The organism is Chryseobacterium sp. (genome assembly GCF_041914225.1).
In the GTDB taxonomy this organism is placed as follows: domain Bacteria; phylum Bacteroidota; class Bacteroidia; order Flavobacteriales; family Weeksellaceae; genus Chryseobacterium.
In genome coordinates, this window is sequence record NZ_JAYSDT010000011.1 from 1 (window position 1) to 13,772 (window position 13,772).

Consider the following 13,772-nt stretch of genomic DNA (forward strand, 5'->3'; position numbering starts at 1 on the left):
AGGACTCAAGATTTTCATTCTTGCAACAGGGGTTCGATTCCCCTATAGGCTACCGAAAGCTATACATAGCTTTACGCAAGATTAGCTAAAGACCCCTTTTAAACAATGTTTATCAGGGGTTTTATTTTTAGCAATATAAAGTAGTGTAAAGTCCCGTAAAGTGTTTTTTGTCCCTAAGATGTCCCCATTCTTTTTAAATTAATATTCTATCTCAAAATTATTTTTAACTTTAAATAAATATTTGATATGAACGTTAATTTCTATTTGAAAGAACCAAAATCTAAGGATGAAACATTAATCCACTTTAGTATAATAATTAATGGTTCAAGAGTAAAACGCTCAACAGGTGTAAAGGTCAAGCCAAATCAATGGAGCGGAACTAAAGTAAAACCATTAGCACCCAATTCCGAAAACAAAAATCTGAAACTAGAAAACATTCAACATATTATTAATGAAATTGAGAGGGACTATTTAAGGGACAGGAAAGATTTAACAATAGATTTATTCAGAAATGAATTTGATAAAAAAATCAATCCTGAACACACAAATACAGATAATCGTTCTTTTTCAAACGTAATTGACGAGTTTATTAAATTAAAAACTCCTATTTCCTCCGAAAATACCATAAAGGCATATAACACTCTAAAAAAGACAATTTTAGAATTTGAAAAAGAAAAAAAATATAGTGTTGATATGCAATCATTTAATTTGGTTTTTAATGACTACTTTCAAAATTATCTGATTGAAAAAGAGTTTTTGAACTCTACAATTAACAAATACTGTAAAAATCTGAAAGCTTTTCTAAATTGGACGTATAAAAGAGGTTATCATAACACTACTGATTACAAACAATTTGATTTACCCAGCTATGAGACTGATAAAGTTGTATTAACGGCAGAAGTTATCGAAAAACTTAGAACACAAGATTTTAAAAATGAGTTAAAGAATTGCATACGAGACATTTTTATTCTAAGTTGTTATACAGGTCTCCGTTATATTGATATTTCATTAATCACTAAAAACGATTATGATGACAAATTTTTGAATTTACACATCAAGAAAACGAGGGAAAATTTAACTATCCCCTTACTTCCACAAGCAAAGGCAATTTTAGATGCTCAATTCGAGCATTTTGGTAAAATGAATGTTCCACCAAATCAAACATGTAACCGAATATTGAAAGATTTGTTTGAAGAGATAGAATTTACTCACACTGTAAAGTTTACAAAGCACTCAGGCGGTAATAACATTATTTTAGAGCAACCTGCAAATAAATTTATTACTGTTCATTATGGTAGATCATTTTTTATAACCAATTCTTTAACATTAGGAATGAATGAAGAACTCATTAGAAAAATTACAGGACATAAAGACTATAAATCCTTTAAGAAATATGTTAATTTTTCAAAAGAAATGGTAGCTGAAAACTTACATTCTCACTGGACTGTAAAGAAAGAACCTGAAATTGTGAAATAATAAAACGGTATATAAAAATTTTATGAACCTGATATTTGCTATCGCAGAAATCTGGTTTTTTCTATTGCGTTCATCATATCATTAAAAATTGCACTACCTTATTATTTTGAAACATCAACAGGAAAGCATTTTTAGTACCATATTACACATATAGAATATATAAGGAGCTAGAATTTTTAACAATGAATTTTAGCTCTTTTTTAATGCTTTTATTTATAGTAAAAATAAACAATTCCATTTTTAGGAGTGCATCACACCTTTGTTTTGATATATCAATCCCCTTGATTCCTTTTTCAATACATACATCATTGAATAATCAATCATCTACACAATAACAGCTACATGGTTTATGAAGTTGTAGACGTTCTCTGAAAAAGTATCTGAAAAAATGCTGAGATTGCTAAATGGTTAGTGAAAATAATTTATTGGATGTAAAAGGCAGGGGGTGTAGGCAAAAACGCCTTTTCAGGGTATCCCTTAGACTGATATGGGTACAATATCGACACATATTTAATAAAAATTGGAAAAGAGCAATTATCTTTTGAATAATTTCCTCAAATTTGCAATAATCAACATTTTAAAATGGTTTAATTATTGATATAGAAAACAATCTAAATGGCTAATATGTTCATTTAGAAGACATCAACGGAAATAAATAAGTGTTAGACTTATTTGCTTGTTAAATAAAATTTGGCGATTTTAAAATAACAAACCGAGCAAATAAAGTTGAACTCTCACGCTTTGGCGTGGGCTGTTCTGCTTTGGTTTGTTAGGTTACGCCAAATACCTTTTTAACGAAGCATAGAATTAGTTCACGCTTTTTTGTTGCCTAACAACAAATTAAAAGGTATGAAAAATTATTTATCGCTGACTTTACTAACTTTTGCTTTTTACGCAAAATTACCAGCTCAAACACAAGACAACCTCCCTGCTTCTTTTCCTATCGAATCAAGTATGTATAATAGAACAGGTAGCGGAATAAACAGCAATGAAGCGCCCCCAAATAGTCCACTCCCACCACCACTTAAATTAAAAAAATTAGAAGAATACTCATCCAGCTTGGACTCTATTAAATATAAAAGTGAAGAATTAGAGGTTTCACCCGAAACAGCAGAATTTAGAAGAGGAGCAATGGGAAATAATCCCGATGTGTTTAGTCAATTAACAACTCCTAAAAATCCTGTTGAAAGCTCAAGCAATACAAGTGTTAATACAAGCGATTACAACCCAAATATCACTTTAAATAGTGAATCACCTAATCAAAATAAATCTTGGCAATGGCTAATGTTATTAGGGATAATCTGCTTTGCTATTTATCTCCTTAGAAATAGAAAAACATTTACTCAAAAGCACAAATAAAATGATAATACAGTCTCTAACCTCTACAATTGGATTTGGATGTTATAGTCCACCTTTTAAGCCATATAGCATTTGGGACGACATTAATTTATTCCTGATGTTAATCTCATTTGCTGTTTTGTATATTGGGTGTGCTTATTATTTGCTGTCTGGTTTAAAGTTTATTACTGATAGACTACGAAAGCATTTTAACAGAGGAAAGGTAAAATAATTAAATCCGTTTATAACACGTCACGTTTTGACGCTATGCCAAAATACATTTGTGAAAAACTTATATAGATTGTTATTTTCACCAGTCATAGAAAAATTGTAAATTGCAGGAAACACAAAACAAACTAAAATATTAATATCCATGATGAAAAAACTACACGTTTTTCCCTTATTGTGTTTAAGTATTGTAAGTTTCGGACAAATCCCAAACTTTCCTACTCCACAAGCAAGTAGTTTAGGTAATTATTCTAATAATAATTTTGGAAGTCCTACAAATAGCAGGACTTCCAAAAGGAACTATGAGCCATCTTTACCAAGTTCTTATCAAAAATCCTCAAATACAGTTCAACAACATAAGGCTTACGAATCACAGGCAAGATCACAAAATGATGCTATAATGCGAGGTATAGAACAAGATATGGTAGAAGTTCAACAAATGCAGTTCCATAAATGGGTAGAGGGCGGCAGAAGCATATCATACAAAATGCCTTCCTTATCAGGAAAAGCAGGAACACAGGCATATTATGATGCATTTAGCAAACTTTCTGGAATGGATACAGAAAACTATTCATTAGCAGAAGCTAATTTCACTGTGGAGAATGCTTTTTATGACAATAAACAGAATTTGCAACAATTTAAATCGGGAATACAGAGAACTGCAAAACAACTGTTGCAGAAAATGAAAGAACAGAAACAGGATACTGAAAGCCATGTTTCTAAAAATCTGATGATTTTTGAGTATTTTTCTAAGGATATGAAATTGGGAGGAACTACCCACAAAGCCTTTGAATACGATTTTAAGGATTATTTGGGCGAAAAGGATTATTCCAAAATGTTTGTATCAAAACTTCTTAAAACAGGATCGGGGCAATGCCACTCAATGCCGTTGTATTATCTTATTCTTGCGGAAGCTATGGGAACAGAAGCCTATTTGTCATTAGCCCCAAACCATTCTTATATCCGTTTTGTGGATGATGAGGGAGAAATGAGAAATATAGAACTCACTAACGGAGTTTTTTCTACTAATACCTTTTTATTAGAATCAGGATATATTAAATCAGAAGCATTACAGAATAAAATCTACATGGAAAACCTAACCAAAAAGGAACTTTTGGCAATGGCATATTTTGATTTAGCGAGGGGATATGTGCATAAATTCGGATATGATGAATTTGTAGGCAAAGTAATTGAAAAAGCATTAGAATTATACCCTAATGGAATAGCGCAGAATATGGAAAAGGCAAATGTTGATCGGGCAAGAATATTATCCGTATTAAAACAATTAGGCATTAATCCTGATGATAAAAGAGACATGCAGAATGTCGGTTATTTCCCAAAAGCAGTTGAGCAATTTAAACAACTTCAAGAACAGTTTAAGCATATTGATAATTTGGGATATGCAGAAATGCCTGCATCTGAGTATGAAGCATGGCTTGGAAGCCTGAAAACAGAAAAGGGCAAACAGGAAAGTGAAGCACTGGCGCAAAGAATACGTTTGTACCAACTTCAAAAACAAAAGGAAAAGCAAGAACAGGAAGCCATTAAAAAGAAAAAACAAGAACAAAAGCCTAAGTATTTCCCAATTGATCCAAATAAACTATGATGAAAAATTTACAAAAAACATTCTTTTTAATTGTGTTATTATTTTTGAATACAGGAATAACTAAAGCACAAAATAACCAATTTTACAATGATGCTTACCAAACTATTGACAATATGCTTAATGATAGACAACAATACAGCTTCAAAGAAGCCGTTTTTAGCGTGGAAAATGCGTATTATCAGGGTAAGTTAGATATTGATAAATTAAACGGAGAAATAGCCTTTTTAAAGAACTTTGCTAACTCCATTTTACAGAGCCGAGATTTAACCTACAAAGAAGCAGATAAAGACAAAGTAAGCAAATATGCTACTGTATATTCAATTATGTGCCAGTCTTTGCCTGTTGCCACAAAAGATACAGTAATACAGTATAAACCATTTTCTTATGATTTTACAGATGTATTCGGGCATAATGACATTACGAATTTGTTTGTATCAAAATTATTAGCAACAAAAAAAGGGAATTGCAATTCAATGCCATACCTGTACAAGATTTTAGCCGAAGAAATCGGAGCAGATGCAAATCTGGCGTTAGCACCGAATCATGTTTACATCAAGCACAACATTAAAGCAGGAGGTTGGTTTAATACAGAGCTTACAAGTGGTATTTTTCCAATTGATGCATGGTTGACAGCTTCGGGGTATATTCATTTGGATGCTATTAAAAATGGTGTATTTATGAAAGCCTTGAACAATAAGGAAAGTTTAGCATTATGTCTGTTTGATTTAGCACAGGCTTATAACAGAAGTTTTCCAGGAAATGACGGAGAATTTGTATTGAAAACAGTCAATAGAGCATTAGAGATTTACCCTAATTTTGCCAAAGCATTAATATTAAGAGCTGAAACCCACAAAGAGCAATTTATAAGGCTAATGGATAAACATAACCTTAAAATAGATAATCCTGAAAGTATGAAACTTGTACAACAGCAAGACCCGAAAGCTAAGGAGTTAATGGATGTAATGAATAAGGAATACGGACATATTTATGAGATTGGATATAGACAAATGCCCGAAGAAATGTATTTGGATTGGTTGGTATCATTAAAAACTGAAAGAGGTAAATACGAGAATAAGAAATTAATAAATAACTTTACAAAATAACCAAATGACTATGAAAAGAATATTATTGATTGCTTTTGCAGGGTTAACAGGCTTGACACAGGCACAGGTCAAGAAAAAGAACTCAACAGTACAGAAACAGAAAACCGAAAAGAAGTGGGTAAACCCTGTGAAACTAACAAAGGAAGAGCGTAATCGTCCATATATGGATGAGGTATTGAAAACAAAGGACACAATAACACCAGAAGAAGCCGAAAGACGAAGAAAAAATATCGCTGTCGGAAATCCCTTTGCTAAATATGGGGTTTATCCAAAGATTGCAACACTTAGTAAAGGAAAATATCTAGAGTTTCACGATTTGGAAAAAGTTGTGAATATCGGCTCGGTAAAATTTGACAGAAGAACAAAAGAAATTACAGAGTTCAGGAAAATAGATTTGAGTGATCCTGATGCACAACCATATTTAGATACCGCAGGGCGCTGGATCAGTCCTGATCCACTTAGTGAAGAATTTTCTAGCTGGTCGCCATATAACTATGCATTTAACAACCCTGTTAAAAATGTTGATCCTGACGGTAGAGCCCCTTTTTCTGTTGTGCCCCCTGATGACCATTTTAACCAATTTGGACAATTTTTATACACAGACAATAAACCAACAAATAATATTGTTATAGATTTTCAAAACCCTATCACGGGAAAATTAAATACAGCCCCTTGGCTATCAACCGAATTAAAAGATTATAGTTTTAATAAGGGCAATATGCAAACGTTAATAAATATTGGAAATTATTATGCCGATCAAGCTGGAGTTGATGTCGGAAATTTAAGAAATGAATCCGTTTCTGTTGCTATGTGGAATGATAAAGTTTATTCAGGAGGTAGCCCAGATAGAGACAAAGGAGAATATAAAACATTTAATGGTGGGCAATATTGTTACGATTGTTTGATGCAGAGCAATAAGGAAGAAAAGACAATTAGCATTCAAGTCAACGAACATAAAGTTGATTCTAAATTAAATAATAAGTATAACTTTATGAGCACTATGGAGCACGAAGGAAGCGCAAAAACTCCAAGCCATTTTTCAGTCAATGTAAAACCTAGAGATATTTCGACTAAAGGGCAACGTAACGAGCATCTTAAAATTTATGAATACCAAACAACTAAATCATCATTCTTTAAAAAAACAACACCTGAATTTCAAAAATTGATAAATAACAATTATAGAGATGTAAAAAATGGTGCTACTGGAAATTAAGACTATATTACATTATGAAAGATAAAGTATACATATTAATTATTTCATTAATTACAATCTGTTGTAGTAATAGCAGACATGAAAACAATTACTCTATAAATACTCATTATCAATATGTAGTTTTTAAAGGAAATGATTTGAAAACATATAATATCTATGTTGAGAATTTTTTAAATATTAAAAATAATACTAAAGATACATTGATTATTCCACATAAAGATATTAAAAATCATTTGAAAATGGTTTATAAAGGAGATTCTTTATCATTGAGCTTTATGTCAGATAGTGATATTAAAATAGCTCCATTAGATTCAATTGATTTGAATTGTGCTGTAAATTTGAATGATTTCGTGAAGGAAATTCCTACTAAATTAGATAAAGAAAATTATAAAATTTATAACAACTATTCAAAGAAATATTTATCTAATACTGATGATTACGACATAATCAGAACTACAAAATTTGGAGTTTTTAAAGAAAAGTATTTGAATTAAAAAGAAAAAAGTAGGAAGGCAAGAAAACTCTCCTACTTTTTCATTTTGATTTGTTTTTCATTATATACATTGTTGAATAATCAATCATTTATACTATTCTATATCTTGTATATAATCATCCACAACCCCATAAAATAGCTGTTCATATTTCCTATCCAAAAGGTCTTTGAAATACTCTTTTGTTTGCAACATATCATTTTCTGCCAGTAACTTTTGAAACTTTTGTTTAACCCTGTTGAGATTAGGTTTACCCTTTAAATCACGCCAAAATGAGGGCTCTAAATAATTTCCAATCGTCTGTTTTACATTTTCTGCAAGTCCTTCTTTTTGGTTTCGGTTATCTGTCAAAATAAAATTATTCATTTTCTCACAAAAGTATGCGTACAATTTCTCTATACTACTATCCGCAAATAAATCACCGAATTGATTTATACCCAGTTCCCTTAAATGGTTAGACTTTAAAACAATCTCGACCCTCATAATATTAGTATGTAAATGTTTTTGTTTCTTTTTACTGTACACCTTAAAGCCGAATTTACTATGTAAGAATTTTACAAAGCCTGTATTAGCGTCATTATAATTACTTGTTGGGGCTTTATAATCATACAGCAGAAAATTATAGTTAATATAATAATCTGGATCATGTTCCACTTTTAAATTGAAACCGAACTCTAGCTCCGTTATGGTCGCATCATTTAAATCCAGTCCCTCAAAAAATTCCTGTAATGTTTCCAATGCCTGTAGAATCTGCGTATGGTAGAAATCATTATAATTATTATCCTCTAAATGACTGTAATCATCATTACCCCTACTACTTAAATCTTTATGTACTAAATGATTAAAATACTTATGTATAGAACCCTCTAAAACAGCCATCTTTTCGCTTATTCTTAATTTTAGATTCTCTACATCAGCTATTATAGGATAAGTCGTAAATGAGGCTTTATTTTCCGTTGTTTTCTTTTTCTGCAAAGCAGGAATATTATTCCTAAGAACATCTAAACATTTCTCTACTAAAGTTTTTTGTTTGGATTCCGCAACATTTGTAGTGATGTGTTTTCTCTGTACAGTAGGAAATTTATCTCCATTAGCATTTAACCACTTTTCTACAACGGTTTTATCTTTAAATTGTAGTTTTATATTATCTAACATTATAAGCGGTTTTAAGGTTGTACAAAAAATTCACATCACTATTTTTAATGAAAACAGGAGCATTAGCTCCCGTTATTCTTATTTTGTTATATATCTGTCTGAACATAATTATTTAATTTTTAGGCAATAGAAACCCTATACAAAGGGATTTTCCAATGCAGATTATAGATTAACTTTAAAATTTTAGTTTTAAAGCCTGAAAGGGTCTAGAATGTTCAGACTTTTATAGATTATAGTTCTAAAACCTCAGATTATAAGAAGTTTAGAATGATTTGTTACGATTTTATTCATAATTTTTTATTTGATTTGGTTATTAAAGATTACAGCTCAGGCATTACAAACCTTTCCTGAATTACTAATAAAATTCAATACATCGCTTTTCCTGTAAAGATAATTTCTCCCTGATTTACCAAAAGGTTTTAAAATACCTTTTTTACGCCAATCAATAATAGTAGGTCTCGTTTTTCTAGTAAGTTTACATACCTCATTAGTTAATAAATATTCTTCATCTACATTTGAAGAAACTTTTTCAATACTTTCTATTTTAGAAAGAATTACATTCATTTTTTCATCAGAATTATTTACTGAGGAAAAAGCTGTTAAAAACTGTGTAAGTGCAGTAATAACATTTGAGTTTTCAATATTTTTACTCATTTTTTATTTTATTTTTATATTAATTACTATTTCACGCATAATAATTTTTTGGGTATAAAAAAAAGGCCTCCTCATTCAAAAGGTCTTTAATCTATCTCAAATTATTATATGTTTATTATTCTTTTTCTACTATTCTATTTAATACATTTTTAATTAAATGACATAATCCTGTTAAACAGCAAAATTTTACTTATTGCCTTTAAAGCAAAAAACCTATCAATGCTAATGTAACATTTATAGGTTTTCTATAATATTTCAACTTTTATTTGTCAAAATATTTAATGAAAGTTGATTTATGCTATTTATTTAACAAAAGCATTGTTTAACCTTCTAATTAACCTCCTATCAATAATCGTGCCAAATTTTTATTATTTTTTAAATACTTACATTTTTTTATAATTTCTTTTGGAAGCATTACATTATACAATACACTTAAATCATACTATAATTGTAATGTTAGAAAAATTGCTTAATTTTGCAACCACATTATTCTTTAAAGAATTGAGGTCAAATTAAGACACAAGTCCCCAAAATGTCCCCAATTTACAAGAGAGAAATGTAAGTTATTGAATATTAATTAAATGGGTCACAGGGTGATATTCCCCTATAGGCTACAACAATAAACAATCCCTGATCAGTAAGATTCAGGGATTGTTTATTCCAAAATTCAACGGCATACACAAATTTTAAAAGAACTCTTGTATACGCTTTATGCAAAGCAATTGCATCTTTCTGAAGTCCTATTTGAGGAACAAAAAATTTTCTTATTGATTGATGGGATTCTCTGACATTTAGAATTGAAAACTTCGATTTTATCAACCGAAACTTTTGCTTTGTATTTTTTGCATTCAATCGCAATTTTAATTTCAAAATATTAATTGCTGATTCAATCAAAACATCAATTTCGCTTTTATTCCCACTTTCGTTGGAATTTTATAATTACTATGGACTTTTGTGTTCGGATTGGTTTTGTAGACCTCTTCAACAATTCTTGCCATTTTTCGCCATGTTTAATGATTTTTGCCTTTTTGTTGTCTGTTGATTTATTTTTTCAATTGTCTCATTTTTTCTTCACATTTATTGCTTGTTGTAAGGAAAAGAAGGGCTTATAAATTTTTTGTTCTTTGCTTCTCCTTTATCATTGTAAATAATTTCCCACACCCCATGATCAACTTGGATCCCTTTTACTTTCATTGTTTCTGCATCTATGTAACAAGTACATAATTTTGCTTCTCCAAATACTTCATTATATTCTGTATAAAAAGAAACATTATAGTAATCCCATTCTTTTTCATCAAACATTTTTTCTCTTTTATTATAATACGCAGTCATAGATTCAAGCTCTTCTTCACTTTTATCATAACTAAATTTCAATTGATCTAAGGTTTTTAAAGCAACCTCTATAAGTTGTTTTTCTTTAGCTTTATCTTCCATATTTATAAATTTTTAACATTAATACCAAGTTCCTCAAGTCTTTTAATAGCTATATTTAAAACTCTGTCGGCATCTTTTAATTCTAACTCATTAAACAAATGCTTCTTTTCCATTATTCTGTCATACACATATTTTTCTCTTTTGTAGGTTCTAATTACTTTTTCTACTCTTGTTCCGTTGGCTCCAGCCAAATACGCTTCTTTTCCTAAAAGTTTAAATTCCAAAGCGTGTTGTATTTCGTGAAAAGCCTCATAAAAAGTAAATCTTCTTCTAAAGAATAACTCTCTGCTCACTGGAGAGAAACCCGCTTGAGCTCCACTGGCATCTAAAAACTTATCTTCTCCCTTTCGCATAACTATTCCAACATCTCCTAAAACTTCCGCAATGTATTTTTCGAGAGCCTTCATTTGCCTGTTATTCATATATTCTCTGCCCAAGAATTTTCCACGTTTACTCGCTTCTTTTCCTTCCCAGCCTAATTCATCCAACAATTCATCAAAAACCTCTTCTTCTCTGCCTAATAATTGATTAAATTTGGTCTTTAAGTAATTTGCTAATCTTCCATTCTTTATCGCTTCTACCAATTCCAAAAACTCCTTTTCCAACCATTTATAAAGGTCTTTTGCAGAATTAGCAACTTTCTTTCCTAAACCTTTTCCAAAATTAAGAGCTTTTGCTCCTGCTTGCTCTGCCTTAGCTGTTATTCTGCTGATCTTCGCAGAAACTTGTGCTGCTAAGGAACTACCTCCTGTAAAATAAGCAATAACAGCATCTAAAATAAATTCAAAAGCAACAGCACCAATGAAGTATGCCCAGAAATACTCATTCAGGTCTTTTATTTGGATGAATTTCTTTTTCAGCATATCAAAGAACTGAGAAATTTCTCTCCCTATCTTTCCCTCACTGAAGAGATTCTTAATACCCTCAAAAAATTCTTTGGAGTTTTTTGCAAATAAATCTACAAAATCTTCTATAAATTCCAATTTTTCCTGATGCTTTGCCAATTCCAAAGGACTGCTTTTTTCTATCTCAAAAAGTGGAAAATTTTCCACTACCATAGACAAAAGCATAATAATGGTTTGTACCAATGAGATAAGTCCATTGAGTAAACCACACAAGAAAGCATTAATTTTAGCTATCTCGCTATTGAGTTCCGCTTTAATGAAGTTTTCAATTCCTGAAACAGTATTCAGCAGCTCATTAAAAACAATTTTTAGCTTGTTGAATACAATTTTAATGCTTTCAGGCATATTGTCTTCTATAACATTTTTCACTAAAAAAGTGACAGCAAAAAGAATCTCATCCGCAATAGTAGGTGTAGCCCGTACAATATTGAAAACGGCAGCAGTAGAAATTTCATCAAATGAAGCAATGAAATCTTTAAGATTTTTCAAACCGTTTGCCACAATATGTGGAGATTCGGACATATTCTTGTATTGATTGTTAGGAAAAGGAATAGGAATTACAGGTTTGTATTTCATTTCCTGTTGCGGAAAGCCAATTGTTCCTATTTTATTTTGATAGTTGCTGTACATAGGCAACACATAATATTTTATGTAGTCGTAATTTTCCTCTGTGAACTTCCATTTTTCAGTAGCTTCTATACCACCACTCAACCAATCTGCCAATTGATTGTTCAATGAAGATACTTTTTTAAGAGCATCATTTATCTTGCTTTTATCCAATATTTCCAAATAAATAGCACCTTTCAAAAGGGTTGCATTAATTCCATAATCTTCTGCAATAACTTTCATAAGACTATTGAAATCCGATACACTTCTGTCTAAAGTATTTCCGTCATAATTGATTGTTTTTCCTTTAATATTATAGTGTTTTATCAATTGCTCCCTTGCATAATCTCCCATTTTTACCCGACATGCTGTTCCAAAAAAATTACTGGTATTTTTGGAGGTCATTTCGTAATAAATTGTAAAGTAATCAGGCTCAATAGGATCTTTTTCATACCTATCAAAAACCTCTGTTCCACTTTCACAAAAAACAGCCTGATGATGAACCACACTGTATTTTTCTGATTGAGGATAACTGTCTTTTAACTCTGGAGGTACAACAAATGTTTCAAAAAACACACTGTTTTCTCCTAAAGGGCTGTCAATGTCTCTGCTCAAGACATAATCTAATCTTTGTATCATATCATTTGAATTTATTGTGAGCCAAATGTAGATACAGGTAGCGACAGAAGTTGACGTTTTATTTGAGTTTAATTTCTAAATCATTCTTCTAAATTCTATCAATCTTTGTGATGTATTGAATTATTTAAAAGGCATTCTATATATGTTATATGTAACAAAAGCATTATATTTGCAAAAATTTTAGCCATAGTTGGTCACACAATATGGTCACACTGATGAAAAATAATATTGATAAATCATTGTTTGTAGTTTGCTACAGGCTATCAAATTTTATATCATGCCGGATTTAAAAATACAAGAAGCGAAATTGCTTTTTAAGAAAATCCACTCTAACCCAAAAAGTTATGATTTACAAATCAATGAAGACGGGATTACAGGCAAAGATGATAAAATCAGTTTCAGACTTTACAGGACTGGAGAAAGGGTTGCTTTTGAAGTAACAATTGACGGACTTACTTTCACCAATACTACTGGAGAATGGAACAATGCACTGATCATGCTGGGAAATACGATCAAAAAATTAGAAAAAGAACAAGAAAATTTAAAAATAGAACAGGCAATAAATAAACTCAGAAAGTACCTATCAGAAGAAAATTAATTTTTTTAAAAATAAATTTGGTAGTTTAAAAAAAAGTTTATAGTTTTGCACTCACATTTAAACGATATGGCAAATCATAAATCAGCACTAAAGAGAATCAGACAAAACGAAACTAGAAGACTTCGTAACAGATATTACCACAAGACTGCTAGAACAGCTTTAAAAGCTTTAAGAAATGAAGAGAACAAAGCTGCTGCTACAGAACAATTGCCAAAAGTTATCGCTTTATTGGATAAATTAGCTAAGAAAAATATTATCCACAAAAACAAAGCGGCTAACTTAAAAAGCAAATTAACAAAGCACGTTAATAAATTAGCGTAATAATA

Annotated in this window: 12 protein-coding genes; 8 read left to right on the forward strand and 4 right to left on the reverse strand. The window is 30.7% G+C overall.

Annotation, left to right across the window (positions count from 1 at the left end; translation table 11 throughout):
• Positions 1 to 246 precede the first annotated feature (246 nt).
• The 6 genes from ACE3RB_RS07120 to ACE3RB_RS07145 all read left to right on the forward strand — a co-directional run bounded on the left by ACE3RB_RS07120 (position 247) and on the right by ACE3RB_RS07145 (position 7,458).
• Positions 247 to 1,476: a phage integrase SAM-like domain-containing protein gene (locus ACE3RB_RS07120; RefSeq protein ID WP_374463590.1), complete on the forward strand. Its 1,230-nt coding sequence runs from the start codon at positions 247 to 249 to the stop codon at positions 1,474 to 1,476.
• An 849-nt stretch (positions 1,477 to 2,325) separates the two neighbouring features.
• Positions 2,326 to 2,835, forward strand: a complete 510-nt coding sequence (locus ACE3RB_RS07125) for a hypothetical protein (RefSeq protein ID WP_374463591.1) — start codon at positions 2,326 to 2,328, stop codon at positions 2,833 to 2,835.
• A 352-nt stretch (positions 2,836 to 3,187) separates the two neighbouring features.
• Positions 3,188 to 4,648, forward strand: coding sequence for a hypothetical protein (locus tag ACE3RB_RS07130; RefSeq protein ID WP_374463592.1), 1,461 nt, complete (start codon positions 3,188 to 3,190; stop codon positions 4,646 to 4,648).
• Entirely contained in the window at positions 4,645 to 5,751 is a 1,107-nt protein-coding gene (locus tag ACE3RB_RS07135) for a hypothetical protein (protein ID WP_374463593.1), read from the forward strand. The genes ACE3RB_RS07130 and ACE3RB_RS07135 overlap by 4 nt, the downstream gene beginning before the upstream one ends.
• A 10-nt stretch (positions 5,752 to 5,761) precedes the next feature.
• Positions 5,762 to 6,964, forward strand: coding sequence for an RHS repeat-associated core domain-containing protein (locus ACE3RB_RS07140; protein WP_374463594.1), 1,203 nt, complete (start codon positions 5,762 to 5,764; stop codon positions 6,962 to 6,964).
• A 14-nt stretch (positions 6,965 to 6,978) separates the two neighbouring features.
• On the forward strand, positions 6,979 to 7,458 hold the full coding sequence (locus ACE3RB_RS07145; RefSeq protein ID WP_374463595.1) for a hypothetical protein: 480 nt from the start codon (positions 6,979 to 6,981) through the stop codon (positions 7,456 to 7,458).
• 93 nt (positions 7,459 to 7,551) lie between these two features.
• On the opposite strand, the gene ACE3RB_RS07150 is transcribed toward ACE3RB_RS07145, so the two are convergent.
• From ACE3RB_RS07150 to ACE3RB_RS07165, 4 genes are all read right to left on the reverse strand, one after another.
• A complete protein-coding gene (locus tag ACE3RB_RS07150) occupies positions 7,552 to 8,610 on the reverse strand; it encodes a hypothetical protein (protein ID WP_374463596.1) in 1,059 nt (352 codons plus the stop codon).
• Between the two features lie 327 nt (positions 8,611 to 8,937).
• Positions 8,938 to 9,264, reverse strand: coding sequence for a helix-turn-helix domain-containing protein (locus tag ACE3RB_RS07155; RefSeq protein ID WP_374463597.1), 327 nt, complete (start codon positions 9,262 to 9,264; stop codon positions 8,938 to 8,940).
• A gap of 1,077 nt (positions 9,265 to 10,341) precedes the next feature.
• A complete protein-coding gene (locus ACE3RB_RS07160; protein ID WP_374463598.1) occupies positions 10,342 to 10,698 on the reverse strand; it encodes a hypothetical protein in 357 nt (118 codons plus the stop codon).
• Between the two features lie 2 nt (positions 10,699 to 10,700).
• The gene (locus tag ACE3RB_RS07165) at positions 10,701 to 12,848 is read right to left on the reverse strand and encodes a zincin-like metallopeptidase toxin domain-containing protein (protein ID WP_374463599.1); all 2,148 of its coding nucleotides are present in this window, start codon (positions 12,846 to 12,848) and stop codon (positions 10,701 to 10,703) included.
• 277 nt (positions 12,849 to 13,125) lie between these two features.
• On the opposite strand from ACE3RB_RS07165, the gene ACE3RB_RS07170 reads away from it, so the two are divergent.
• Together ACE3RB_RS07170 and rpsT are read left to right on the forward strand one after the other, a co-directional pair.
• Positions 13,126 to 13,446, forward strand: a complete 321-nt coding sequence (locus tag ACE3RB_RS07170; RefSeq protein WP_002983076.1) for a hypothetical protein — start codon at positions 13,126 to 13,128, stop codon at positions 13,444 to 13,446.
• A gap of 66 nt (positions 13,447 to 13,512) precedes the next feature.
• Positions 13,513 to 13,767, forward strand: coding sequence for a 30S ribosomal protein S20 (gene rpsT, locus ACE3RB_RS07175; protein WP_002983073.1), 255 nt, complete (start codon positions 13,513 to 13,515; stop codon positions 13,765 to 13,767).
• Positions 13,768 to 13,772: the final 5 nt, after the last annotated feature.